28 protein-coding genes and 1 pseudogene are annotated in these 26,240 nt (G+C 51.0%); 28 read left to right on the forward strand and 1 reads right to left on the reverse strand.

Features of this window, described 5'->3' with window-relative positions; translation table 11 throughout:
* Positions 1-36 precede the first annotated feature (36 nt).
* From GXX34_11470 to GXX34_11555, 18 genes and pseudogenes are all read left to right on the forward strand, one after another.
* Positions 37-1,380, forward strand: coding sequence for an AAA family ATPase (locus GXX34_11470; protein HHW08125.1), 1,344 nt, complete (start codon positions 37-39; stop codon positions 1,378-1,380).
* 91 nt (positions 1,381-1,471) lie between these two features.
* Positions 1,472-1,924: an Rrf2 family transcriptional regulator gene (locus tag GXX34_11475; protein ID HHW08126.1), complete on the forward strand. Its 453-nt coding sequence runs from the start codon at positions 1,472-1,474 to the stop codon at positions 1,922-1,924.
* A 50-nt stretch (positions 1,925-1,974) separates the two neighbouring features.
* Positions 1,975-3,180, forward strand: a complete 1,206-nt coding sequence (nifS, locus tag GXX34_11480; protein HHW08127.1) for a cysteine desulfurase NifS — start codon at positions 1,975-1,977, stop codon at positions 3,178-3,180.
* Positions 3,170-3,544 (forward strand): Fe-S cluster assembly scaffold protein NifU, encoded by a 375-nt coding sequence (gene nifU / locus GXX34_11485; GenBank protein HHW08128.1) that lies wholly within the window; start codon positions 3,170-3,172, stop codon positions 3,542-3,544. Before nifS ends, nifU begins: the two co-directional genes overlap by 11 nt.
* Before the next feature lie 21 nt (positions 3,545-3,565).
* Entirely contained in the window at positions 3,566-4,654 is a 1,089-nt protein-coding gene (mnmA, locus tag GXX34_11490) for a tRNA 2-thiouridine(34) synthase MnmA (protein ID HHW08129.1), read from the forward strand.
* A gap of 187 nt (positions 4,655-4,841) precedes the next feature.
* Positions 4,842-6,680, forward strand: coding sequence for a long-chain fatty acid--CoA ligase (locus GXX34_11495; protein ID HHW08130.1), 1,839 nt, complete (start codon positions 4,842-4,844; stop codon positions 6,678-6,680).
* 119 nt (positions 6,681-6,799) lie between these two features.
* The gene (locus GXX34_11500) at positions 6,800-6,955 is read left to right on the forward strand and encodes a hypothetical protein (protein HHW08131.1); all 156 of its coding nucleotides are present in this window, start codon (positions 6,800-6,802) and stop codon (positions 6,953-6,955) included.
* 18 nt (positions 6,956-6,973) lie between these two features.
* The gene (locus GXX34_11505) at positions 6,974-7,168 is read left to right on the forward strand and encodes a hypothetical protein (protein ID HHW08132.1); all 195 of its coding nucleotides are present in this window, start codon (positions 6,974-6,976) and stop codon (positions 7,166-7,168) included.
* A 54-nt stretch (positions 7,169-7,222) separates the two neighbouring features.
* Positions 7,223-8,272: an AI-2E family transporter gene (locus tag GXX34_11510; GenBank protein HHW08133.1), complete on the forward strand. Its 1,050-nt coding sequence runs from the start codon at positions 7,223-7,225 to the stop codon at positions 8,270-8,272.
* A 207-nt stretch (positions 8,273-8,479) separates the two neighbouring features.
* Positions 8,480-11,128 (forward strand): alanine--tRNA ligase, encoded by a 2,649-nt coding sequence (gene alaS / locus GXX34_11515; protein HHW08134.1) that lies wholly within the window; start codon positions 8,480-8,482, stop codon positions 11,126-11,128.
* Positions 11,129-11,235: 107 nt separating this feature from the next.
* Positions 11,236-11,496, forward strand: coding sequence for an IreB family regulatory phosphoprotein (locus tag GXX34_11520; protein ID HHW08135.1), 261 nt, complete (start codon positions 11,236-11,238; stop codon positions 11,494-11,496).
* A 61-nt stretch (positions 11,497-11,557) separates the two neighbouring features.
* The gene (gene ruvX, locus GXX34_11525; GenBank protein ID HHW08136.1) at positions 11,558-11,989 is read left to right on the forward strand and encodes a Holliday junction resolvase RuvX; all 432 of its coding nucleotides are present in this window, start codon (positions 11,558-11,560) and stop codon (positions 11,987-11,989) included.
* A 61-nt stretch (positions 11,990-12,050) separates the two neighbouring features.
* The gene (locus tag GXX34_11530) at positions 12,051-12,305 is read left to right on the forward strand and encodes a DUF1292 domain-containing protein (protein HHW08137.1); all 255 of its coding nucleotides are present in this window, start codon (positions 12,051-12,053) and stop codon (positions 12,303-12,305) included.
* Positions 12,306-12,412: 107 nt separating this feature from the next.
* Complete coding sequence (mltG, locus tag GXX34_11535; GenBank protein HHW08138.1) at positions 12,413-13,492, forward strand: endolytic transglycosylase MltG; 1,080 nt, start codon at positions 12,413-12,415, stop codon at positions 13,490-13,492.
* 42 nt (positions 13,493-13,534) lie between these two features.
* Positions 13,535-14,755, forward strand: coding sequence for a U32 family peptidase (locus GXX34_11540; GenBank protein HHW08139.1), 1,221 nt, complete (start codon positions 13,535-13,537; stop codon positions 14,753-14,755).
* Between the two features lie 147 nt (positions 14,756-14,902).
* Positions 14,903-15,352, forward strand: coding sequence for a hypothetical protein (locus GXX34_11545; protein HHW08140.1), 450 nt, complete (start codon positions 14,903-14,905; stop codon positions 15,350-15,352).
* Positions 15,353-15,612: 260 nt separating this feature from the next.
* On the forward strand, positions 15,613-15,789 hold the full coding sequence (locus GXX34_11550) for a hypothetical protein (GenBank protein ID HHW08141.1): 177 nt from the start codon (positions 15,613-15,615) through the stop codon (positions 15,787-15,789).
* 279 nt (positions 15,790-16,068) lie between these two features.
* Positions 16,069-17,006: pseudogene (locus GXX34_11555) on the forward strand (cytochrome C biogenesis protein).
* A gap of 22 nt (positions 17,007-17,028) precedes the next feature.
* On the opposite strand, the gene sigK reads toward GXX34_11555, so the two are convergent.
* Entirely contained in the window at positions 17,029-17,742 is a 714-nt protein-coding gene (gene sigK, locus GXX34_11560) for an RNA polymerase sporulation sigma factor SigK (protein ID HHW08142.1), read from the reverse strand.
* Positions 17,743-17,905: 163 nt separating this feature from the next.
* Here sigK and GXX34_11565 point away from each other — a divergent pair, with 163 nt between their 5' ends.
* The 10 genes from GXX34_11565 to GXX34_11610 all read left to right on the forward strand — a co-directional run.
* A complete protein-coding gene (locus GXX34_11565; GenBank protein HHW08143.1) occupies positions 17,906-18,403 on the forward strand; it encodes a YqeG family HAD IIIA-type phosphatase in 498 nt (165 codons plus the stop codon).
* 10 nt (positions 18,404-18,413) lie between these two features.
* Positions 18,414-19,271: a shikimate dehydrogenase gene (locus tag GXX34_11570; GenBank protein HHW08144.1), complete on the forward strand. Its 858-nt coding sequence runs from the start codon at positions 18,414-18,416 to the stop codon at positions 19,269-19,271.
* 126 nt (positions 19,272-19,397) lie between these two features.
* On the forward strand, positions 19,398-19,868 hold the full coding sequence (locus GXX34_11575) for a MerR family transcriptional regulator (GenBank protein HHW08145.1): 471 nt from the start codon (positions 19,398-19,400) through the stop codon (positions 19,866-19,868).
* A 127-nt stretch (positions 19,869-19,995) separates the two neighbouring features.
* A complete protein-coding gene (aroC, locus tag GXX34_11580) occupies positions 19,996-21,156 on the forward strand; it encodes a chorismate synthase (GenBank protein ID HHW08146.1) in 1,161 nt (386 codons plus the stop codon).
* On the forward strand, positions 21,156-21,692 hold the full coding sequence (locus GXX34_11585) for a shikimate kinase (protein HHW08147.1): 537 nt from the start codon (positions 21,156-21,158) through the stop codon (positions 21,690-21,692). Before aroC ends, GXX34_11585 begins: the two co-directional genes overlap by 1 nt.
* Positions 21,673-22,755, forward strand: a complete 1,083-nt coding sequence (locus tag GXX34_11590) for a 3-dehydroquinate synthase (GenBank protein ID HHW08148.1) — start codon at positions 21,673-21,675, stop codon at positions 22,753-22,755. Before GXX34_11585 ends, GXX34_11590 begins: the two co-directional genes overlap by 20 nt.
* A 34-nt stretch (positions 22,756-22,789) precedes the next feature.
* The gene (tadA, locus tag GXX34_11595; GenBank protein HHW08149.1) at positions 22,790-24,475 is read left to right on the forward strand and encodes a Flp pilus assembly complex ATPase component TadA; all 1,686 of its coding nucleotides are present in this window, start codon (positions 22,790-22,792) and stop codon (positions 24,473-24,475) included.
* 17 nt (positions 24,476-24,492) lie between these two features.
* On the forward strand, positions 24,493-25,242 hold the full coding sequence (locus GXX34_11600; GenBank protein HHW08150.1) for a prepilin peptidase: 750 nt from the start codon (positions 24,493-24,495) through the stop codon (positions 25,240-25,242).
* An 89-nt stretch (positions 25,243-25,331) separates the two neighbouring features.
* The gene (locus GXX34_11605) at positions 25,332-25,700 is read left to right on the forward strand and encodes a response regulator (GenBank protein ID HHW08151.1); all 369 of its coding nucleotides are present in this window, start codon (positions 25,332-25,334) and stop codon (positions 25,698-25,700) included.
* A partial coding sequence (locus GXX34_11610; GenBank protein ID HHW08152.1) for a chemotaxis protein CheC occupies positions 25,697-26,240 on the forward strand: 544 nt, incomplete at its 3' end. The genes GXX34_11605 and GXX34_11610, both read left to right, overlap by 4 nt.

Here is a 26,240-nt window from a genome sequence, read left to right on the forward strand (position 1 = left end):
GCTAACCGTTTTTGTTTTATATGGGAGGAGGATTTCATGAACCTTTTCGATTACAGCAGGGAGCAGCATTTGAAAAAGAACGCTCCCCTGGCGATGAGGATGAGTCCCCGTAACCTGGATGAATACGTAGGGCAAGAGCATTTAGTAGGACCGGGAAAGCTCCTCCGCCGGGCCATCCAGGCCGACCGGCTGTCCTCCATGATCTTTTACGGCCCGCCGGGAACGGGCAAAACCGCCCTGGCCAGGGTTATCGCCGCCACCACCGCCTCTGCTTTTGTACAGCTGAATGCGGTATCCACCGGGAAAGGCGACCTGCAAAAGGTGATCGATGAAGCGGGGGAGCGGCTGGGCATGTGGCAGCAAAAAACCATTCTTTTCATCGATGAGATTCATCGTTTTAATAAAGCTCAGCAGGATGCCTTGTTGCCGGCGGTGGAAAGCGGCCAGGTGATCTTGATTGGAGCCACTACGGAGAATCCCTACTTCGAGGTTAACGGGGCTTTGCTCTCCCGGTCTCAAATCTTTGTTTTGAAACCTCTGGAACCGCACCATTTAAAAGAAATACTGATGAGAGCCCTGGCCGATGAAGAAAGGGGCCTGGGTTCCTTTCGAGTTTCCATTACTGAGGAAGCTTTGAGCCATATCATTCGCCGGGCGGAAGGTGATGCCAGGCGAGCCCTTAACGCCTTGGAGTTGGCGGTGTTAACCACAAGCCCTAACGACGACGGCGTGATTCACATTACTTTGGAAGTGGCCGAGGAATCGATCCAGCAAAAAGCCGTGCGGTATGACAAAACCGGGGACCAGCACTATGATGTGATTTCCGCTTTCATCAAGAGCCTAAGAGGTTCTGATCCCGACGGGGCCCTCCACTGGCTGGCCAGGATGCTGGAAGCCGGAGAAGATCCGAGGTTTATCGCCCGCCGGATGGTGATCCTGGCAGCCGAGGACATCGGGCTGGCAGATCCGCAGGCTCTGGTGGTGGCGACTGCCGCCGCCCAGGCTTTTGAGTTTGTCGGGATGCCGGAAGGGAGACTGCCCCTGGCAGAAGCAGCTATTTACCTAGCCTGTGCTCCGAAAAGCAATGCCGTCATCAAGGCTATTGACCAGGCCATCAGTGACGTGCGAAATAAACCCCTGGGGCCGGTACCGGCCCACTTGCGGGACAGCCACTATCAAGGAGCCGCCCAACTGGGACACGGCAAAGGTTATCTCTACCCGCATCATTTTCCGGGCAACTATGTCCAACAGCAGTATTTGCCGGATAACCTAAAAGGGGTAGCTTATTACCAGCCCAACGAGAACGGGTATGAAAAAGTAATCCGGCAGCGATTAAAAGAACGGCTGGCTTCTCATCATAGTAAAAATAAATCTGAGTAAATTACTCGGTTTAATCTTGACAGGAATACTCGCATATGGTTACAATAATACCGAGTAAATCACTAGGAATTTCATAAGGGGGTGGATTGGGGTGAAGCTGTCTACCCGAGGGGAGTACGGTTTGAGAGCGATGTTTGACTTGGCCCTGCGGCAAGGGCAAGGACCGGTTCCCTTAAAAGATATTGCGGAGCGACAAGATATTTCAGGTCATTACCTGGAACAATTAATTGCCAGCTTGCGCAAAGCCGGCCTGGTCAAGAGTATCCGCGGCGCCCAAGGGGGATACCTGCTGGGACGACCGCCCAACGAAATAACCGTCGGTGACATTGTACGCGTGTTAGAAGGACCGATCGGACCCACCGAGTGTGTCAGTGAAGAAGATGCGGTGTTGTGTAAGAAATCGGAAACATGTATTGCGCGCCGGGTGTGGGAACGTGTACGAGACAGCATCGTTGAGGTAATGGATTCCATCACCTTAGAAGATATGTGCATGGAAGCGAAAAAGCTGGCAGAAGAATGTAACGGGGACATGTATTATATCTAACAAGTGTCACATGATAAATTCAAGCTATTTGACTGTGATGAGGTGAAAACATGAGAAAGGTATATCTTGACCATAGTGCCACCACCCCCATTCGTCCGGAAGTGGTAGAAGCCATGACGGCCACCCTGACAGAGCAATTCGGCAATCCTTCCAGCATTCACAGCTTCGGCCGGGCGGCCAAAAAGCTATTGGAGGAAGCCAGGGAACAAGTAGCTTTGTTAATCGGAGCCAGACCCGAAGAAATAGTGTTTACCAGCGGCGGTACGGAAGCCGACAACATGGCGGTGATTGGGACAGCCCTTGCCAACCGCAAGAAGGGCAAGCATATCATCACCTCTGCCATCGAGCATCATGCCCTTTTGGATAGTTGCCAATGGTTGGAGAAAAATGGCTTTGAGGTAACATATCTGCCGGTGGACCGGGATGGGCTGGTTAGGGTGGATGATGTGCTGGAAGCCATTCGGGATGACACGATCTTGATTAGTGTCATGCATGTGAACAATGAAGTGGGTACCATCCAGCCCATCGAGGAGATCGGGAAGATTGCCAGGGAGAGAGGTATTATCTTCCATTCCGACGCGGTGCAAAGTGTCGGCAAAATACCCGTGGACGTGAATGAGCTGCAAGTAGACCTGTTGACGGTGTCAGCCCATAAGATTTACGGTCCGAAAGGGGTCGGCTGCCTGTATATCCGCAAGGGAACTCGCATTCAACCCATTCACTTCGGCGGCGGCCAAGAAAGAAAAAGACGCCCCGGGACCGAAAACATGCCCGGTATCGTAGGTTTCGGCAAAGCCTGCGAACTGGCTCGCCTGGACCTGCCTGAAGAACAGAAATTAGCGGTGTTGCGGGATAAATTAATTGACGGGTTGCTGGAAAAAATTCCTGACTGCCGGCTCAACGGGCACAGGACCAAGAGAGTGCCCACCAATGTGAATATCAGCATTCGCTATGTGGAAGGAGAGTCCATGTTATTGAGCCTGGACTTAGTAGGTATTGCCGCTTCCAGCGGCTCAGCCTGCACTTCCGGGTCTCTGGACCCGTCCCATGTGCTGCTGGCCATGGGGATTCCCCATGAAATTGCCCACGGTTCCTTGCGCATGACTTTAGGGCGTGATAATACGGAAGAAGATGTGGATTATGTCCTGGAACAACTGCCGAAGATTGTGGAGAGACTGAGAGACATGTCGCCGTTATACCGGAGTCAACAAACAGGAAAACGTGAAACAAAGGAGTTGTGTCATCATGTACAGTGAGAAAGTAATGGATCACTTCATTAATCCTCGTAATGTCGGAGAAATTGAGAATGCTGACGGGGTAGGGGAAGTTGGCAACCCCACCTGTGGCGATATCATGAAAATAACCATCAAAGTGGAGAATAATATTATTACCGATATTAAATTCAAGACTTTCGGGTGCGGTGCAGCCGTTGCCACCAGCAGTATGGTAACGGAATTGGCCAAAGGCAAAACCCTCGACGAGGCCAAACAGATTACCAGGAAAGATGTGGCTGATGCCCTGGACGGGCTGCCGCCGAACAAAATGCATTGCTCCAATTTGGCGGCCGATGCCCTGCGTTTGGCTATTGACGACTATTTGGCGAAGCAGCAACAGGCATGATCCCTGGTAGGAGTTGAAATAATGAGTGCCAAGCCAAGAGTTCTGGTGGCCATGAGCGGAGGGGTAGACAGCTCGGTTACAGCATATCTCCTTAAAAAACAAGGCTATGACGTGATTGGAGTCACCATGCAGCAGTGGCCTGATGATGCCCCGCTGCCGGAAGGTGAGACGGGCTGTTGTTCCTTGTCGGCGGTGGAAGATGCCAGGCGGGTCGCCCACAAACTGGATATCCCGCACTACGTGCTTAACTATAAAGCTCAATTCGAGGAGCAGGTCATCCAGTATTTTATCCGGGAATACTTGCAGGGAAGAACTCCCAACCCATGCATGGCATGCAACCGGGTGTACCGTTTCGGGGCATTATCGCGGAAAGCGGATGAGCTGGAAATCGATTATGTAGCCACCGGCCATTATGCCAGGATTTATTACGACGAAAACAGGCAGAGATATGTTCTGGCCAAGGGTAAGGACACCAATAAAGATCAGAGCTATTTCTTGTACGGGTTCACCCAGGAGCAAATGGCGCGCACCATCCTGCCGCTAGGCAACTATACGAAGCCTGAAATCAGGGAAATCGCCCGGGAAATAGGTTTGCCGGTGGCAAGAAAGCCGGAAAGCCAGGAGATTTGTTTTATTCCCGATAATGATTACCGCAGATTCTTGAAAGACAGGGTGGGGATGAAATTAGAACCGGGTCCTTTCCTGGATGAGACGGGCAGGAGAGTCGGTACCCATCTAGGTATCGCCTGTTATACCATCGGGCAGAGGAAGGGCCTGGGCTTGGCTTTGGGCCGTCCGGTTTACGTGGTGGATATTGACCCCAAACGAAACGCCGTCATTGTGGGACCGGAAGAAAGCCTGTACAGTAAAGGCCTGATCGCCGGGCATAATAATTACATTCTGGTGGATGCCCCGGAAAGGCCGTTGGAAGTTACGGTGAAGATCCGTTATCGCGCCCCGTCCGTGGCGGCATATCTGGAACCCAGCGAGGACAAGGTGAGGGTGACTTTCGCCGAACCCCAGAAAGCGGTGACACCGGGCCAGGCAGTAGTCTACTACATGGATGACTTGGTCCTGGGGGGCGGCATTATAGAACGAAAATGTGTTTAACTAAAGGGTTTCAAGCATTTGGTAAAGGAATGCTCGAAACTCTTTTTTGCATATTTTTACTCACAGGATCATAAAAATCTTGTACAAAGATTTAGAATTTTCGGGGTTTGTGCTTGACTTTTGTTCCTATTTTGCGTACAGTAAAAATGAATGAACATTCAAACACTACGGAAGGGGGCACCTCAGTTTGGACGCGACGTTAGGAGCGATGTTTTTTGACCGGGTGAATAAATACCAGGCACATACCGCCCTGCGTTTCAAAAAAGACGGTGTTTGGCATGATATAACCTGGCATGAATTCGGCAGCCGGGTTGAGCGATTGGCGTGTGCCCTGTTAGCTTTAGGTATTAATCCTGGCGATAGGGTAGCCATCTTGTCGGAAAACCGTCCGGAATGGGCCATTACCGATTTAGCCATTATCAGCGTGCAGGGTGTTGTGGTGCCTATTTATCACACCCTTAAAGCGAAACAGATCGAGTTTATCCTGCAGGATTCAGGAGCCCGGGTACTTTTTGTTTCCAAGCCGTCCCTGTTGAAGGAAGTCTTGGAGGTCAGGGAAAACCTCAAGGAACTCTTCAAAATCGTGTTGATGGATGCCGACCAAGCCGGAGACCTGCCAAAAGACGTTACAAGCTTTCAAAATGTTTTGGACCTTGGCACTAGTCAAAAAAATAAGTATGAGAAAAGAGTCAAGGAATTGATCCAATCGGCCAAAGAAGATGACACCGTATCTTTTGTCTATACTTCAGGAACCACCGGCAATCCGAAGGGAGCTATGTTGAGTCATAAGAACTTCCTTTCGAACGCCAGAGCCTGCTCTTCCGTCGTACAAGTGGAACCCCATTGGGTGGCGTTATCCTTTTTGCCCCTGAGCCACGTGTTGGAAAGAATGGCCGGCTATTACTTAATCCTCTACAACGGCGGCACCATCGCTTATGCCGAAGGCGTTAACGAAGTAGTGAAAAACCTGCCGGAAGTGAAACCGGATGTGATGGTGAGTGTGCCCCGGCTTTACGAAAAAATGTATGCAGGCATCTTGAATAAGATCAATGAAGGAAGTGCCCTCAAGAAGAAGATTTTTGTCTGGGCGGTGGCAGTAGGTAAGGAATGGTTCTACACTAACCGGGCTAAGAAGAATCCTTCCCTGGTGCTGAGAATCAAGCATAGATTGGCTGATAAATTGGTATATTCAAAACTAAGGGATTTGACCGGAGGTAACCTGAAGTTCTTTGTTTCCGGCGGTGCTGCCCTGGCCAAGGATATTAACGAGTTCTTCCATGCCATTGGCTTGCCTATCCTGGAAGGATACGGCCTAACGGAAACAGCACCGGTGTTGACGGTGAACACATTCGAACACCTCCGGTTAGGCACCGTAGGCCGACCGATCCCCGGTGTTCACATTAAAATTGCCGATGACGGCGAGATCATGGCCAAAGGCCCTAATGTTTTCAAAGGGTACTGGAACCGGCCCGATGCTACGGCGGAAGCTTTCAGCGACGGCTGGTTTCTCACTGGCGATGTAGGTGTTCTCGATAAAGACGGTTTCTTGACCATTACGGACCGGAAAAAGGATATCATTGTTACCTCCGGTGGTAAGAACGTAGCACCGCAAAACATCGAAGGATTGCTCGGTACCGATAATTTCATCAGCCAAGCGGTGGTATTCGGCGATAAGCAAAAATACTTGGCGGCTCTCATCATTCCGGATTTCCAAGTGCTGACCGGCTGGGCCAAGGAAAACGGCATTGCATTCGGTTCAAGGCAGGAATTGATCCAGAACCCGAAAGTCATCGAGCTGTACAACGAAAGAATCAAACATCTCATCAAAGACCTGCCCTCTTACGAACAGATTAAGAGATTTGCCCTGTTGCCGGAAGAGTTCTCAACTGACACCGGTGAGCTGACGCCATCATTAAAGGTGAGAAGGAAATTTGTGCAGGAAAAATATAAGGACATCATCAGCGGCCTGTTCGAGGAGGACGTTCCTAAGACGGCATCCATGATGAAACCTGAACAACCGGCCTAATGTGCATGCGGTCCGCAGCCTATCGAATGAAGGCTGCGTTTTTTTGTATAAATCAGGATTATCCGGGCAATGATATATAGCAAAAACTGCGGTCAGCATCATAGGAGGTTTGGTGGCTCATGGTGAACTGCCCGATTTGTGGAGGGCGGGAAGTGGGAAAGATTAATGTTGACCAGTATTACTGCTGGAACTGTTTTGTCGAGTATGATGTCCATAACCGTATTTATCAGGTGGAAGAAGATGGGAGTCTTGTTGCTATCGGTAACGGAACATAAAGGACAGGGGGTATGCGTATGACCATGGGATTTTGGCGCGGTATGATTGCAGGTGGTATTATCGGCGGTCTCATGAGTAAATGGTTTGGCAAACCGCTGAAAAAGGTCAATATGGAAGACATGTCCCACAAGATCAGTGAGTTAAGAGGAAGAGCGGAAAAAGCCATGCATGAAGCCAAGGACGGCGTCAAAGGGATAGCCAGAAAAAAGTGAGGGATCGTTCAATCCCTCTTTTTTGCTAGCTTGGCCGGGAGGGGTGGAGGTTTATTGACATTGCATCTAGAGCCCAAGTGGTGGTACCGGATCTTGGCGGGGGCATTGGTGGCCATTACCGTGATGCTTCTTTATTGGATTCGTTCCATCTTGGAACCTTTCCTGATAGCCGCCCTGCTGGCCTACTTCTTAAGCCCTATGGTGGAGTTCTTTCAGCAAAAGGGGTTTTCCCGCACAGGCGGTATTGTTCTTACATATTCCATTATTGTCGTCATCTTATTGCTGGCGGGGATTTATCTCTTTCCTATTTTATGGGGGCAGCTGCAGGTGCTGCTGGTTTCTATCCCGGAATATACAAATCAGGCCCATGAACTACTGCAGGGATTTTACAATAAGTATCAAAAAATTGACATACCGCATGCCGTGCGGCAAGAAATTGACCATGCCATCAGGCAAGTGGAGACGGCCCTTACCGATAGTATCGGGCAGGTCATCAACGGAATCCTGGGCGTTTTTACTCATGTCTTCAACATTCTCATCGTGCCCGTGCTGGCCTTTTTCATGCTCAAGGATGAAGGGCGCACCATGAAAAAGATATTGGCAATGATACCGGAAGCAAAAAGAACGAGAATTCTTCATCTTTGGGCGGAACTGGACGAGCAGTTAATCAAATATTTGAAAGGTTATCTAATCCTGGCATTGACGGTGGGCCTGTTGACCTCCATCGGTTTTTTTCTCATTGGACTGGAGTTTCCCTTTCTGCTGGGCCTTGTTGTGGGGATATTCGACGTGATCCCGTATTTTGGGCCCATCATTGGAGCTATCCCGGCGTTTGCGGTAGGGATCCTGGAGTCTAAAAGTAAAGCCATCTCCGCCCTCATCGTGATCTTTGTCATCCAGCAGTTGGAAAGCAACGTCCTATCTCCTAAGATCATCAGTTCCAGTGTGGGACTGCACCCTTTACTGGTTATTTTCGTACTGCTGTTGGGCAATAAGCTCTACGGAGTCATCGGCATGCTGCTGGCGGTACCCGTGGCCCTGACCCTCAGAGTGCTCTGGCGGCATGTGGTCCTGGCATGGCTGCTTAGGCCGGTGCAAGACTGAAGGATGATTGTCACAATTTGCCGAGAACCGGCCGGAATAATTGACAATGATTGCAGCCTTATGTATAATATTACAGCAAAGCAGACAGTAGCTGACCATGATGGACAAGGGGTAAGCTTCACCGTCCCGATTGAGTTCCGTCCCTGACGTGTTGTCAGCGACGGGTTTTTAATTTTAAGGATAACTGGGTTAAAGGAGTTGTCAGAGATGCTCTCCGGAAGTGAGATCAGGACCAAATTTCTCAAGTTTTTTGAAAGTAAAGGTCATCAGATCGTGCGCAGCAGTTCCCTGGTGCCTCATGATGACCCAACCTTGCTGTTTACCAATGCCGGTATGGTCCAGTTCAAGGACGTATTTTTAGGACTGGATAAAAGACCGTACAAGCGTGCCACGACGTCACAAAAGTGTGTCAGGGCCGGCGGCAAGCACAATGACCTGGATACGGTAGGACGGACGGCCAGGCACCACACTTTTTTTGAGATGCTGGGTAATTTCTCCTTTGGCGATTACTTTAAAAGGGAAGCCATTGCCTATGCCTGGGAGTTCTTGACCGGGGTATTGCAGCTGCCCAAGGATAAACTGTGGGCCACTATTTACTACGATGATGATGAAGCTTTCCACCTCTGGCTGGAATTAACGGAGATTCCCAAGGAAAGAATTGTACGGTTAGGAGAGAAAGATAATTTTTGGGCCATGGGCGATACCGGGCCTTGTGGTCCCTGCAGTGAGATCGTCATTGACCGTGGCGAAAAGTTTCGCTGCCAGGCGCCGGAATGTGCCATCGGTAAGTGTGATTGCGACCGGTGGTTGGAAATCTGGAATTTGGTCTTTATGCAGTATGAACGTGATGCGGACGGTAAGCTAACTCCCCTGCCCCGACCCAGCATTGACACGGGCATGGGTTTAGAAAGAATTGCTTCCGTGCTGCAGGATGTGGACAGCAACTTCGATACAGATCTCTTTACTCCTTTGATCAAGGCTGTGGAGGACATCAGCGGCCAAAAATATCAAAAAGGGACTGCAGGTTTTCCTTTCCGGGTCGTTGCGGATCATGCCCGGGCATGCACTTTTCTCATTAGCGACGGGGTGCTTCCCTCCAATGAAGGCCGGGGCTATGTGCTGCGGCGAATTTTGCGCCGGGCGATCCGGTTTGGCAAGACTTTAGGCATCGAGGAGCCCTTTATGGACCGCATGGTGCCCGTGGTCGTAGACATTATGAAGGATGCTTACCCGGAACTGCTGGAGCAAAAAGAACAGGTGATGAAGGTCATCCAAGTGGAGGAAGCCCGCTTCCATGAAACATTGACGGAAGGCACCAGGGTGGCTAACGAAATTGTGCAGCGTGTCCTGGCAAGCAACAGCAAAGTCATCAGCGGCAAGGACGCATTCCTCCTTTACGATACATATGGTTTTCCCCTGGATTTGACGGAAGACATTGCCGAAGAACATGGGTTGACTATCGACCGGGAGGCCTTTGAAGCAGCGCTGGAAGAACAGCGCCGCCGGGCGAGGGCAGCCAGGGAAGAAGCCAATGCCTTTGATTTTGCGACCTCTTTCGCGGACGTTATTCATGCAATCCCGCCCACTGAGTTTTTGGGATACAGCACCCTGGCTTGCGACGCCAAAGTCCTGGCGATTGTCCAGAACGGCCGGCCTTTAACACAACTTGACGCCGGCAGCGAAGGATGGCTGATTTTTGACCGGACTCCTTTCTACGGGGAGAGCGGCGGCCAAGTGGGAGATGAAGGGTTGTTATCCGGTCGCAACGGGCAAGGGGAGATCCTGGATACAAAGAAGCTCCCCGACGGGCACCCGGTGCATCTTTGCCGGGTAATGAACGGTTCTGTGGCAGCCGGTGACACGGTCAGGCTCGAGGTAGCCGGCAATAGGAGACAAGCCATTGCTCGTAACCATTCCGCTACCCACCTCCTGCACCAAGCCTTGAAAAATGTTTTGGGCAGCCATGTGCACCAGGCCGGCTCCCTGGTAGAGGCCGACCGGTTAAGATTTGATTTCACTCATTTTGAAGCGCCCACGGAAGAACAGCTGCGCGCGGTAGAAAGGCAGGTCAACGAGCAGATTCTAAACAACTTGCCGGTTGAAACCTTTGAAATGAGCTATGATGAGGCCAGGAGTGTGGGGGCCATTGCCCTCTTCGGTGAGAAATATGGTGAACAGGTGCGCGTCGTTAAAATGGGCGATTTTAGTAAGGAATTGTGCGGGGGTACCCACGTGCCGCAAACCGGTGTCATCGGCTCCTTCAAGATTTTGAGTGAAACCGGTGTCGGGGCGGGTCTAAGACGAATTGAAGCGGTAACCGGCACGGCTGCCTTGGATTTCTATGAACAACAATCAGACCTTTTGAGTCAAATCACGAGCCTGCTCAAAACGCCGGCTAACCAGGTAGTGAACAAAATCCAAGGTCTTTTGCAGGAGTTGAAGGACAAGGACAGGGAAATCGAACAGCTCAACCAAAAAATAGCCCGCTATCAAGTGGAGGAGTTGTTGCATCAAAAACAAACGGTAGCCGGAGCCGCGGTGCTGGCCGTGAAGGTGCAGGCATCCGATATGGAAGGGCTTAGAACCATGGCGGATTTATTAAGACAAAAGCTGGGATCCGGCGTGGTAGTCCTAGGTGCCGTTATGGATGACAAGGTTAACTTTGTGGCGGCGGCAACTAAGGATTTGTTGCCGAGAGGGATTCATGCCGGCTTGATCGTCAAAGAAGTAGCCAAAGTAACCCTGGGGGGCGGGGGCGGCCGGCCGGATATGGCCCAGGCGGGAGGCAAGGACCCGTCCAAGCTGGACGAAGCTTTAAGTAAGGTAGTTGATATCGTGAAAGAGCAGCTTAAATAGCTCCGCCTGCTGGGAAAATTTTGTGGTAAAGTCTTTCCTCAAGCAGGGATTGGCCTGGTAGTAGCGAATGTACACATTAGGGCTTGGTAGATGGTGGAGGTGGGATGATGACTAAAGGTAACCTGGAGCAGACGATGATGTTTAGAGTGAACAAGGAAGATCTACCGGAAGCCAAAGAAGTACTCATGGCCGTGTATCAGGCGCTGCAGGAAAAGGGGTACAACCCTATTAACCAGCTTGTGGGATACCTTTTGTCCGGTGATCCCGCTTACATTACCAGTCACAATAACGCCCGTAACCTGATCAGGAAATTGGAGAGAGATGAACTGCTGGAGGAACTATTACGCCATTATTTGAAAATAGAGTAAGCAGTTAAACCTCATACAGTTTTGTATGAGGTTTTTCCCTGCTTAGGGCGAGGTATGTGGTATGAGAATTATGGGACTTGACATCGGAGATAAAACCATCGGAGTGGCCGTGAGCGATCCTTTAGGGTTGACGGCCCAGGGAGTTACCGTCATTAAACGGTCTGGCCCGGAGGAAGATTTGCGCCGGTTGGCCCAACTGATCGAAGAGTATGAAGTGGAACTGGTCGTCCTGGGATTGCCGAAAAACATGAACGGCACTCTTGGGCCACAAGGGGAAAAGGTACTGGCTTTCCGGGACATACTGGAAAAAGAGTTACAGATTCCGACGGTATTACAAGACGAAAGATGGTCAACAATAGAAGCAGAGCGCCTTTTGCTTCATGCAGACGTTAGTCGTGCCAAGCGGAAAAAAGTCATCGACAAGATGGCCGCCGGTGTCATTTTGCAAAGCTATTTGGACAGTCGTTACCATAGCCGTCACAACCAGGATTAGTTTGACAGGACATCTTTTACGCGGTAAGATAAGGTATGTATTTTTTGAAAGGGTGGATGCCATGACTGAAACACATGATAACATTATTGAACTGGTGGATGAGGAAGGGAATGTCTTCAGCTTTACGTTGATTGAAGCCTTTGAAGTGGAAGGAAAAAGATATGCGGTCTTGATCCCCAATGATGAGGATACCGGTGAGGCATTAGTGCTGAAAATAGAAGTTGATGAGAACGGGGAAGAATGCCTCTATGAAATCACCGATGACGAGGAATGGGACACCGTAATGCAAGTTTGGGAAGCTTTGATGGACGAGTAGGACCGGCCGCCCTTGGGCGGCTTTTGTTTTTCTCCCGGTTGGTTGTGGAAATATTGCCTAAACGCTATAATAATTGTATTAATTGTTTTCTATAAGGGGAATCTGCGTTGGATACTCGTCAGAATTTGGCGACGGCGGAAATGGGCACCCGGGCCCGCCGGAGGCGTACCGGGGAGAGAGCCAAGGGGAATAGGGTGAAACGGCTGGTTGTGCTTTTAGTTTTTCTGACGGTTTTATGTATTTTACCATTTCCGCTGATGAACTACTACCTCAAACCTTATGCTGCCGAATCCCGACCGGTGGAAGTGGAAATACCCATGGGCAGCAGTCCTTATGCGGTGGCCCAGATACTGGCTGATAAAAAAGTGATCCGCCATCCCAAAGTCTTTTATTACTATACCAGGTTAAAAGGGATCAGTCCTCAATTTAAGGCAGGAACCTATACTTTGGACGCTGCCTGGCCCATGGAGCAGATTGCTGTAGCTTTAACGCGGGGGGGCCGGGGAGCGGTGGTCACGGTCACCATCCCAGAAGGTTTTGACTTGGAGCAGATTGCGGCCAGGATCGCCGCGGCGAATCTGGTGAGCCGCGAGGAATTCCTTCAGGCGGCAGCCCACGGGGAATTTCACTATGAGTTTTTGAACGGAGTACCCGAGGGTGACAAGCGGCTGGAGGGTTTCTTGTTCCCGGATACGTACCAGTTCGCTGCCGGTGCCACCGCCGAAGAGATTATCCACAAGATGCTGAAGCGCTTCGGCGAGGTTTATCATGAAGATTATCGCCGGCGGGCCCAAGAGCTGGGTTTATCGACGCTGGAAGTGGTGACGATGGCCTCCCTGGTGGAAAAGGAAGCGAAACTGGATGAGGAAAGAGCAATGATTGCCGGGGTCTTTTACAATAGGTTGAAAAAGAACTGGAAATTGGAATCCTGTGCTACAGTACAGTACCTGTTGGATGAGCCGAAGGAAGTGCTTTTGTATGAAGACCTGGAGATTGATTCGCCTTACAATACCTACAAGTACTACGGGCTGCCTCCCGGACCCATTGCCTCTCCCGGCAGGGCGTCCTTAGAAGCGGCTTTATATCCGGCAGAGGTGGATTACATGTTTTTCAGGGCAAATCCTGACGGTTCCCATGTCTTTTCCCGGACCTTGGCAGAGCATAACAGAGCCGGAGCCTCAAAATAATAAGTTAAGGATATTTGTGCTCGCAGGTGGAGGCAACATGCAATGACCAAGCCTGAAATCCTTGCCCCGGCAGGGAACTTGGAAAAACTGAAAATCGCCGTTATATATGGTGCTGACGCCGTTTATTTAGGAGGAGAGCGGTACAGCCTAAGAGCCGCTGCGGGAAACTTTTCCTTAGGGGAAATGGCTGAGGGAATCCGGTTTGCGCACCAGCACGGCAGGAAAGTTTATGTGACCGTGAACATCCTGGCCCACAACCGGGACCTGGGAGGATTACCCGGTTATTTAAGAGAACTGGCGGCCCTTAAAGCAGATGGGGTAATTATATCTGATCCCGGCCTGGTGGCATTAGCCAGGGCAACGGTGCCCGAGCTTCCGATTCATTTGAGTACCCAGGCCAATACCACCAATTGGGCCAGTGCCCGCTTTTGGCAGGAGCAGGGGGTTAAGAGGATCGTCCTGGCGCGGGAACTGTCTTTCCAAGAGATAATGGAGATAAGAGAAAAGACCCAGGTGGAGCTGGAAGCTTTTGTGCACGGTGCCATGTGCATGGCTTATTCCGGCCGGTGCTTGTTGAGCAGCTACCTGACCGGGCGCAGTGCCAACAGGGGTGCTTGTACCCATCCTTGCCGCTGGCGCTATCATTTGGTAGAAGAGACTCGTCCCGGGCAGTACATGCCCATCGAGGAGGATGAGCGAGGCACTTATATTCTCAGCCCCAGGGATTTGTGTATGATTTCCCACGTTCCCGCGCTGGTGAGGGCCGGGTTAGACAGTTGGAAAATAGAAGGCCGGATGAAAAGCATTCATTACCTGGCGACTGTGGTTAAAACCTACCGGGAGGCCCTGGACCTTTTTTGGGAAAACCCGGACAGTTACAGTTTCCGGGAAGATTGGCTGTTGGAGCTGCAGAAAGTCTCGGACCGGGGTTTTACGACGGGGTTTTATTTTGGTCCTCCCCATGGTGACCGGGAAACGCCTGCCGGGCGTGTTCCGCTGCCGGTGCAATTCGTGGGGCTGGTCCTGGAACACCCGTATCCCGATTTGGCCCTGGTGGAACAGAGAAACCGTTTTGCCGTGGGTGACACCTTGGAAGTACTTTCACCTCAGGGGGCCCCATTTACCTTTCGCTTGGAAAAGCTATATGATGAATCCGGAGCTCCCCTGGATGCGGCACCCCATGCCCAGCAAAAAGTATATCTGGAAGTACCGGAAAGGATCACGCCATACTCCATCCTCCGCCGCCGGGTTGAGGGTGATTAGTCCCGCCGGCAAGCCATCTCCGGCACTGGTTGACTAGAGGTGGCTTCTTTTTTTTTTAAGTATGATGTATACATAACTGGCCGGGGTTTTCAAGCAAAGGGTCATCTATTATAATTAACTAACACAATGACAGGCGGGGGGATAAAGGTGGATCATAAAGGGGACGCGTTGCTGACCAAGTACCTCCAGGTATTAGGCAAATCCGCCGGTAAAGAAATGGAAAATATCAGAGCGAAGATGGGCTGGTCTTTGGCCGAAGATTTATGGGGAAGTCTGGAAACTGAGCCTAAGACCGTTGAGCAATTAATTGCTTTCTTAAATTACAGACTGCAGGCGGAGTTTCCTTTTTGCGAAAGGCTTGAACTGAAAGAAGCCTCACCGGTGGATATTACGGTGATGGTTCATGGATGTGCCTTCAAGAAAGCGAACCTGGATTTAGTGCAGCACCATCGGCAAAACTTGTGCCCGGTAGATCCCTTCTTGATATTTTTCTTGAATCGAAGCTTCAGCCAGAATTGCTGGTTGGTGGATAATGCTTTTACGGAAGATGGCTGCATCATGAAGTTTTCTTTAAGCAAAAGCTGCGCCCTTAAGTAGGGGTAACGGTCATGAGAGGCTGCATGGGCAGCCTTTTTGTTAACCGTTCTTTTCGCAAATATATATTGACAGCAATTTGTTTAAAAAGTATAATAAAAAAACAACCGGGAGCATAATTTGCTTGCATCATTACACTGGAAAGGAGAAAAGCCATGACACGGGTGAAATTTTCGGAGGCAGCCATTAATTACATCAAGAGTAAAACTGATACGGTTACATTACTGGTGGCCTCGGTAGGGGGATGAGCAGGTTCCTGTCAAATGCCTGCCGTGTTCGCAGGCAAGCCGGATAATGTGAAATCTTATGAATACACGCAGGTGGACGGCTTAAATGTTTATATAGACAAAACCGTTCCGGTCCATCCGGAGGGGTTACAAGTGGACCTAAAAGGTTTCGGCTTGTTCAAGAGATTGGTCGTGGATGGGTTCATGGTTTAGTTTTTCTGCGATATAATATAATAGCGCGGTGGGGCAACATGGACCATATGCTGTCCCACTTTATGTTTAACAGGGGGGTTGTTTATGAAAAAGCGGCTAACCATTATCTTGGTCGCAGCGATCCTGATAGCCGGGGTGACGGCCTTCCGCCTCCTCAGCGCAGGTGCCGGTGAGTTGGAAGCCACCCCGAATCCGGAGGAACGCTTGGCTTTAGCCCTGGCCCAAAACAAACCCATATTCATCGAGTTTTTCGCGGACCGCTGTCCGGCGTGCGTGGCCATGAAACCGACCATCGCTGAATTGAAGAAAGAATACGGCGACCGGATCGAATTTATCCTGGCTGATACTGACGGTACCGGCTTGGCATTGGCCATCGAATACCAGGTCATGTATATCCCGTCATATGTATTTATTAACGCTCAAGGTGAACGGGTCGGTGGGGATATGTCCGGTTACATGTCCAAGGCGACGCTGGAAGGTTTCTTAAAAGCGCTGTTGTAACGAGGTAAGGTGGCGGAGAAGGGGTTAAGATGATTGAGTATTTTACCAATCTGGTGAGCCAATCCATAACGGGAAGCCTGGGTTTGGCACTGCCCTTGATTTTTGTGGCCGGGGTGGTGACCAGTTTTAGTCCTTGCATTTTATCCATGATACCGGTCTTGGTAGGCTATGTAGGTGGATACAGCAATCCTTCCAGGCTTAAAGGTTTTTCCATGTCCTTTCTTTTTGTCCTCGGGCTGGGAGTAACCTTTGCCATCCTGGGCATCACGGCCGCCAGTTTCGGCAGAGTATTTGGACAAATCGGCTCCCACTGGTACTTGATCATGGCCGCAGTAGCCATTCTCATGGGGTTGCAGCTGTGCGGTGTTTTCCACTTCAGTTTTCCCGGTTTTAAGACCATGCCCATCAAAGTAAAAGGCGTGGTGGGCAGCTTTCTCATGGGCCTCTTCTTTGGCCTCGTCGCTTCGCCTTGTGCCACGCCTGTGTTGGCGGTGATTCTCACCTATTTGGCCAGTAAAGGAGATCTGGTTTACGGGGGCTTGATGTTATTTGCCTATGGGTTGGGCCACGGCATGCCGCTAATAGTGGCAGGAACCTTTACCGGCGCTATCAAGAATTTGCGGCATTTTCAGAAATACAGTCCTTATGTCACTTATGCCAGTGGAGGCATCCTCATTCTACTGGGGGCGTATCTTTTTTCCTTGGCTTTCATTTAATTACGGTGCCCATCAGGCATCCTCAAGCTTCATGGTTTTCGGAGGTAATCTCCTTAGTCAGTTTTTCTAAGGCCCGTTTTTCAATCCTTGATACATAGGAGCGAGAAATCCCTAGTTTCTTGGCGATTTCTCGCTGTGTTTTTCTAAAGCTGTTAAATAAGCCGTAACGCATGATCAAAACATTTCTTTCCCGGGCCGTGAGGGTTTTTAATTTAGCCAGGACTCGTTCTTGCTCGTGCAGCAGTTCTACTGTGTCGGCTACGATATCTTGATCGGTGCCTAGTACATCGATTAAAGTGATTTCATTACCTTCCCGGTCCACCCCAATGGGATCGTGAATGGACACTTCTCCCTTGGTCTTTTTGATGGAGCGGAGGTGCATGAGAATTTCGTTTTCAATGCAGCGGGCGGCATATGTAGCGAGCCTGGTGCCTTTACTGGGATTAAAGGTATTAATTGCTTTAATTAAACCAATGGTTCCGATAGAGATAAGGTCATCATTATCCTCGCCTGTACCTTCGAATTTCTTGATGATATGGGCCACTAAACGCAAGTTGTGCTCGATGAGCATGTTCCTGGCTTCCTCGTCTCCCTGCAGCATCAATGAAATGTAACGGGCTTCTTCTTCTTCTGACAGAGGTTGGGGAAAAGCATTGTTGCTAAGGTAGGACACCAGTAATGAAATGCCTTTTAGGAGGGAAAGAATTAGAGCACCTAAGACCAGGTAATTAAACATTTCATCACCCCCGCAGTGTTACCCTATAATATATGAAATCCACCGGAACAGTTGCTAGTACCATTAACTGTAAAGAAAAGGCAACTCCCGCGGTTTTTGATCCTTGCCCGGCAGTTTTGGTATAGTATAATTAAGAAGAGTACATGAAGGATAGGAGCTGGCTATGTTCAAACTGTTAAGACCTCATTTGTATGTAAACCGGTTGGAGGATATTCCTTTGGCCGAACTGGCGGAAAAGGGTATCCGGGGTCTAATCATTGATCTGGACAACACGGTGACGGAATGGAACAGCAATTTTATCCAGGAAAAAGTGCGGGCTTGGTTTGAGCAGCTGCCGCAATACAATTTAAAACCATGCCTGGTTTCCAATAACAGCCACGGCAGGGTGCGGAAGGTGGCGGAACAGCTGGGGGTGCCTTTCATTTCTAAAGCGGGCAAACCTCGCCGCAGGGCTTTCCGGAAAGCCATGGAGATGCTCGGGCTGGATCCCCAGGTCACCGCGGTGATTGGGGATCAGGTGTTTACGGATGTCTTAGGAGGCAACCGGTTGAGGTTGATGACGATTCTGGTGGTACCTCTCACCAAGAAAGAATTCATCGGTACCAGGTTCATGCGGCAGTTGGAGAAGCTGGTCTTATCCGGTATGGCGAAGAGAACATGAGAGGTGGCGTATGAAGATATTCTCCAGTCCCCGTTTGGTAGGCATTATGGGTTATCCTTTAGGACACACCCTGTCGCCTCCCATGCATAATGCGGCTTTTCAATATCTCGGTCTTGATTATGTTTATGTACCTTTTGCCGTACCTCCCGGCAATCTGGCAGATGCTGTTAATGGCATTAGAGCCCTCCACATCGCCGGATGCAACGTGACTATTCCATATAAAGAACAGGTCATTTCCTTCCTTGATCGCTTGCACGACTCGGCGAAAATGGTGGGTGCCGTCAATACCATTGTGAACCGGGACGGCGAACTGTGGGGTTACAACACTGACGGAGCCGGTTTCTTGCGTTCATTGACTCAGGAACTCAGTATTGACATCAAAGGAAAATCAGTATTAATGCTCGGGGCCGGCGGTGCTGCCAGGGCCGTCGGTTTTGCCCTGGCTCAAGCAGGCGTGGGCAGGTTGCTTATCGCCAATCGCAGTTTTACCAAAGGGCTGAGCCTGGCTCAAGAAATTGCCCGTGCCGGTACCGTGATCGCCGAGGCGGTGGAATTGGTACCGGAAGCCCTGTCCGGCTGCCTGCGGTCGGCGGACATCCTGATTAATACTCTGCCGTTAGGGATGTATCCTCAGGTGGATGCCATGCCTCCCATTAACGAGGAGTGGCTTAACCCACCTTTGATCGTGTGTGATTTGATCTATAACCCCAGGCAAACGAGACTCCTAGCCAAGGCGGAGCAAAGAGGCTGCCGGGTCCTCAACGGCGAGGGAATGCTGGTGTTCCAAGGAGCCGAGGCCTTTCGCCTGTGGACGGGGCACGAGGCGCCTGTACTCATCATGCGCCGGGTGTTGGACCGGTTTCTATGACGACAAGTTGCACGACTTGTCGTTTTTTGTTTGGAAAAGGTGAAAGAAAATTAGCATTTCATGGCAGGAAATCTCAATAATATCCATAATATTTAAATCATGGCATTTAGAGGGAGGGCTGAACAGGTGTCAGAGAAGCTAACGATCCAGCAAGTAGCGAGTATTCTTCAAGTCGAAGTCAGTACGCTTCGCTTTTGGGAGAAAGAATTCGCCGAATTCTTGAGAATTCGTGAACCAAAAGGAAAGAGAAAGAGATATGATCAAAACCATTTGGAAACTTTCAGTCAGATCAAAGAACTGCTGCAAACCGAGCAGTACACCATTAAAGGCGCCAAGCGCCGGTTGGAATTGGAACGCACCCTGGCAAGTGCCATGGGCATAGACCATAATTTGAAAACGACGATCTTTTTCATGTTCTCCACCATCATTGAAGAATTGCGTAAGGCCCAGGAAGAAAGCAGGAGGTTGGCCGAGGAGGTACAGCGCCTCCGGATGCAAAAAGAAGCTGCCGAGGAAAAACTGTTTGAAGAGCAGAATAAGAGCTTACTGGAGTTCTTGAGAGACAAGCTGCAGACAAGAAAACCGGAAGTCAGTTAAGCTGCGCAAGCAGCTATTTTATTTTGCATAGATTAACAAAATGTTACATGGGAGTAACAGGATTTTAGTTAGACTGCGAGAATATGGTTAAGAATAAATTTAATACTTGACAAGGCGGGTGAAGGCAATGCTCAGGTTTCTCACCGCCGGAGAATCCCATGGACCCCAGTTGACGGTTATCGTCGAGGGGATGCCTTCCGGCGTGAAAATTGATATAGATTTGATCAATGCCTGGCTGCGGGACCGGCAGCAGGGTTACGGCCGCGGCGGCCGCATGAGGATTGAAGAGGACCGGGTGGAGATTTTATCCGGGGTCCGAGGCGGCATGACCTTAGGCAGCCCGATTACGATGGTCATCCGGAACAAGGATTGGGTCAACTGGGAAGAGGTGATGCGCCCCGATGCGGGAGCAGACTTGACCCAAAGAAACGTGACCTGTCCTCGTCCCGGCCATGTGGACCTGGCCGGGGCAATGAAATACCATCATCAAGACATCCGAAATGTCCTGGAAAGAGCCAGTGCCCGGGAGACGGCGGCACGGGTGGCGGTCGGTGCCTTGGTGTGGCAGTTTTTGTTTGAGTTCAATATTAAGGTGTTGTCCCACGTTACCTGCGTGGGCAGTGTCTTCTGTTCCGGCACCAACCTGGACTGGGACACGATTGCAGAACGGGCCGCCAAGTCCCCGTTTTTCTGCGCCGATCCGGTGGCCGGTGAATACATGATGAAGGCTGTGGATGAAACGCGGCAAGCGGGGGAGACTCTCGGGGGGATCTTTGAAATCCTGGTGAAGGGCCTGCCGCCCGGGTTAGGAAGCTATGTGCATTGGGATCGCAAGTTGGACGGCCTCTTGGCTCAGGCTTTAATGAGCATTCAGGGCATCAAAGGGGTAGAAATCGGCTTGGGTTTCAAAGCCGGTACTTTACCCGGCTCCCGGGTCCACGATCCAATCCACTATAATCAGGTGGACGGTTATTATCGTATATCTAACGGTGCCGGCGGCCTGGAGGGCGGTATCACCAACGGTGAAATGCTGGTATTAAGGGCGGCCATGAAACCCATCCCTACCTTGATGAGACCTCTAGCCAGCGTCGATGTGGTTACCAAGGAACCTCGGGATGCGGCGAAAGAAAGGTCCGATGTATGTGCCGTGCCGGCGGCGAGCATTGTCGGAAAGGCGGCCATTGCTCCTGTACTGGCCAATGCCATGCTGGAGAAATTCGGCGGTGATAACCTGGCGGAGATCAAAGCCGCCTGGCAGCATTATTGCGAGTATGTGAGGGGCTTTTGATGAAGGCGAACATCGTTCTCATTGGATTTATGGGCGCGGGCAAAACCAGCACCGGCAAGAGATTGGCGGAAATCCTGCAGATGGAATTTGTGGATACCGATAAAGAAATAGAAAAACTGACCGGGATAACCATCAGCCAGATCTTTGCCCGGCATGGCGAAGTGCGCTTTCGTTCCGAAGAGCATCTCATCGTCACCAAAGCCGCTAACCGTACCAATTGCGTCATTGCCACCGGCGGCGGGGCGGTGCTCAATGAGGAGAACGTCCGGGCTTTACAGCGAAACGGCATTTTAATTTGCCTGACCGCCAGCCCGGAGGTAATCCAGGCCAGGGTGAGCAAACGAGGCGGGAGGCCTCTCTTGCAAAAAGACAAATCCGTCGAAAAGATCAGGCAAATGATGGAGGAAAGAAAGCCTTTCTATGCCCAGGCGGACTTTACCCTGGACACCAGCGAGCTTAGCCAGGAGGAAACCGTAGACCGGATTTTAGCCTACCTGCAGGAAAGGGGGGTTATAGATGGAAACACTTCTCGTTGACTTAGGCGAAAGGAGCTACCCGATTGAGCTGGGTTGGAACTCACTGGCAGAACTGGGGGCGTATCTCAGGCGCCTCATCCCGGCCAAGAAATGCCTAGTAGTCTCCAACCCGGTAGTGATCGAGCTCTACGGCCAGATTTTGCTGGACGGGCTGAAAGACGCCGGTTTTCAGCCGGAGACTTTCATCATTTCGGACAGCGAGCAAAGCAAATCAATCGACACCGCCGTACAGGTATACGATGCGCTGGTGGCCCATGATTTTGACCGCAATTCTCCCATCCTGGCCCTGGGGGGCGGGGTAGTAGGGGATCTGGCGGGCTTTGTGGCCGCCACTTACATGCGGGGTGTTCCTTTTGTGCAGGTGCCAACCACCTTGCTGGCCCAAGTGGACAGCAGCGTCGGGGGCAAAGTAGGGGTTAATCACCGGGAAGGCAAGAACTTAATCGGCTGTTTCTACCAGCCCCGGGTGGTATGGATTGACCTGCAAACCTTGACCAGCTTGCCCCGGCGGGAACTAAAAGCCGGCATGGCGGAAGTGGTTAAGTATGGTGTCATCCAAGATGAAGCCTTTTTCCGCCTGCTGGAAGCAGAAGGAAACCAGATCATGCACCTGGATAAATCCATCCTGGGCAGGGTCGTGCGGCATTCCTGTCAAATCAAGGCCCAAATCGTGGGGCGGGATGAACGGGAAGTGGGTATCAGGGCTTTGTTGAATTACGGCCATACCTTTGGTCATGCTTTGGAAACATTGACCAACTATGAAAGATACCGTCATGGGGAGGCCGTGGCGGTCGGCATGGTGATTGCGACGAAAATCGCTTTGGCCCTGGCAGTCTGCCGGGATGAGAGTGTCTTGGACCGGCAGCTGGCCCTTTTAAATGCTTTCGGGTTGCCGGCGGAATGGCCCGCCGATGTAGATAAAGCCGGGATCCTGGACGTAATCATGCACGACAAGAAAGCGCGGGGCGGGTCCTTGCGCCTGGTGTTACCGGTGAGAATAGGCGAAATGACCATCAGAAGGTTCACGCCGGAAGATGTGAAACTGATGCTGGAACACTTTTAACAAGCACAATGCTTGCGGTTTGGGAGAGGTCAGGATGGGACGCAAACGCCTTGGGGAGATACTGCTGGAGAAGGGTCTCTTGACCAAAGAAGGCTTGGAGGAGGCTTTGCAGCTGCAGCAAGTGACCCAAGAAAGGCTGGGACGTATCCTGATCCGGTTGGGACTGGTACCGGAAAAGGAAATCACCGCTGCGCTGGCAGAACAATTGGGGGTCCCGGAAATACACTTGTTTGACGAAGTGGACATGAGCGTCATCCACGGGGTCGTCCCGAAATCGTTAATCGTAAGATACAAAGTGGTGCCGGTGAAACGGCAGGATAACCGCTTGCTGCTGGCCATGGCCGACCCTTTGGATGTGCTGGCTATCGATGATATTCAACAAGTGTGCAAACTGGAGGTAGAGCCGGCTATCAGCCCGGAAGGAGAAATCGAGCAGTTTATCGGCCAGTTCTACGGCTTACAGGAACTGGCCAGTCAAGCCTCCCAAGACCCTGAACTGTCGGCCGCACCCGCCGGCACCTGGGAGATTAAGGAGACCATTCACGACGAAGCTTTAGTGATCAAGCTCATCAATACCACCCTGAGCCAAGGGATTCGGCTGCGAGCCAGCGATATTCATGTGGAACCGTCCATGGATAGGGTACGCCTCCGATACCGCATTGATGGGCTGCTCCGGGAGGTAATGGAACTTCCCCCGGGCATCCTGCCTCCCCTGGTATCCAGGATCAAAATCATGGCCAACTTAGACATTACGGAAAAACGGCTGCCCCAGGACGGGCGCCTGCAGCTTCACCTGAATGGCAAGCTGGTGAACCTGCGGGTAGCAGTGGTGCCCACCCTGTTCGGAGAAAAGGTGGTCCTCAGGATCCTGGATGGAGCGACCTCCCTCATTCCCTTGGATGACATCGGTTTTTCAGCCGGTACGTTGAAACAATACCGGCAGTTAATTACCAGTACCTACGGCATGATCCTCATTACCGGGCCCACGGGCAGCGGCAAAACCACCACCCTCTATGCCACCCTGGATCATATCAATAAACCTGAGCTCAACATCATGACCATCGAAGACCCGGTGGAATACGTTTTACCGGGCATCAACCAGATCCGTGTCCGTGCAAAAGCCGGGTTGGATTTTGCGGCCGGGTTAAGAGCGATTCTACGGCAAGATCCCGACGTCATTATGGTGGGAGAGATAAGAGACCGGGAAACCGCCGAGATTGCCGTACGGGCAGCCATCACCGGACACTTGGTGTTCAGTACTTTACATACTGCAGATGCGGCCGGTGCCGTGACCAGGTTGTTGGACATGGGGGTTGAACCCTATTTGGTAGCTTCTTCTTTGCACGCGGTGGTGGCCCAGCGGCTGGTACGCCGGCTTTGCCCCCATTGCCAGGAGCCTTACCGCCCCGAACCCGGGTCCAGCGAGGCCATCTACCTGGAGGAAATGGGTTTTCCGTTAGGTGAATTAACCAGGGGCACGGGTTGCCGTCATTGCGAGTACACAGGTTATCACGGGCGCCTGGCCATCTTGGAGCTGCTGCCCATGCACCGGGAATTGAGGCAGTTGACCATGAAACGAACGGCCAGCGATGAATTGAAGAGGGCAGCCATAGCCTCGGGCATGGTGCCCCTTCAGGAAGACGGCATCGCCAAGGCTTTTCAAAAACTCACTACCGTGGCCGAAGTGATGCGTGTAGCCTACGGTGCCGAAAACACATGACGCTAGGGTGATCCAGCTTGGCTATCCTGTCCTTTGTTTTAGGTCTTGTGACCGGCTCTTTTTTGAATGTTTGTATCTACCGTATTCCCAGGGAGGAATCCGTCGTTTACGGCCATTCCCGCTGTCCTCACTGCAACACTGAACTTGGGGTCAAGGATCTAATACCGGTTATGAGTTACCTGCTGCTGAAAGGACGCTGTCGCTACTGCCGGGAGTCTATCAGTATACAGTATCCCCTGGTGGAGTTATTAACCGGGGTTGTCTTTTTGCTAACCTACCTGGCCACCGGTTGGCATATCCTGCTCCTTAAATACTGGTTCCTGTTCAGTATTTTGATTGTGATTACCTTCATCGACATCAAGCTGCTTCTCATTCCCAACCGGTTGATCCTGATGATCCTGAACTGGTGGTTGTTGTGGCAGGTGTTGGAGCCGGAAATATCCTGGGGGCAGTCCCTAGTGGGTTCTCTCCTAGGCGGAGGCATCTTACTGGCGATCGCCGTCCTCAGTAAAGGCGCGATGGGTGGAGGGGACATCAAGCTGATGTTTGCCGCCGGTTTGATGTTGGGAGGTCCCGCCGTGCTTCTGGCTTTGTTTATCAGCTTTGTCAGCGGGGCCCTGGGAGGCGGTTTCTTGCTCGCCACCGGGGTAAAAAAACTCAAAGAACCTATTCCTTTCGGGCCCTTCTTGGCGGTTGGCATTTTTGTGGCCGCCTTGTGGGGAGAAGAATTAATCCAGTTGTATCTATTTTTGTCAGGGATCCGCTGAGATCCTTGATCAAAAAGAGATAAGTTATATGGTATAATAAGCCAAACGGTTTCAGTAACCGTGGTAGAGATTAGAAAGGGTGCGTGGGAATGCGTATATTAATCATTGACGATTCGAAATTTTCCCAGATTACCACGGCGAAAATGCTCAGGAGTGTCATGCCGGACTTGGAAATTGCTTTCGCCGGGGATGGGGAAGAGGGGTGGCAAAAGTACCTGGAGTACAAGCCTGATTTTGTTTTTGTGGATTTGCTCATGCCCTTGGTGGACGGCCAGACTTTAATCACCAGGATCAAGAAAGCCGATCCCAACGCCAATATCATCGTGATCTCCGCCGACGTACAAATGAGTGTCAGGAAGGAGCTGGAAGAACTTGGGATCAAGGCTTTCTTCAACAAGCCCTTCAATCTGGAAAAAGCCCAAATGGCTGCTGGGATAATGAAAGGCGATGCCCAATGAAACTGAGTCCAATGCAATATGATATTTTGAGGGAAATCTTTAACGTAGGTGTAGGAAAGTCTGCCAGTCTCCTTTCGGAAATCGTAAACCGGCGCATTTTATTGAATGTGCCCCATCTCGAGTTGGTGGACTTCGATAAAAGGGTGTCGGGGATTCACTTCCATGGAATGCCTGAAGGGACCCTGGTGGTGTCGTCCATTCGCTTTAGGGAACAACTGGCGGGCGTGGCCAATCTCATTTTTCCTGCCGATAAGATGAGGCAGTTTCTCAATCTGTGTCACGGCGAGGATGCAGGGTTGTACCGGCAGCATGATCATTTTGACGATATCGATCTGGACATCATCAAAGAGATTGCCAATATTGTGCTGAATTCCATTGTGGGAGAGCTGGGCAATTACTTGAACTTGGAACTCCATTACACCCTGCCCCAGGTCCGGCTCCTGGGCCAAGGGGATTTTCTGGTTGACCTCCAGAATGAAGAGAAACTATTCCGTTTAATGCTCTTTATCACTTTTAGAATCGACGAAACAGAGATAAACG

This window comes from Clostridia bacterium (genome assembly GCA_012840125.1).
Classification (GTDB): domain Bacteria; phylum Bacillota; class DULZ01; order DULZ01; family DULZ01; genus DULZ01.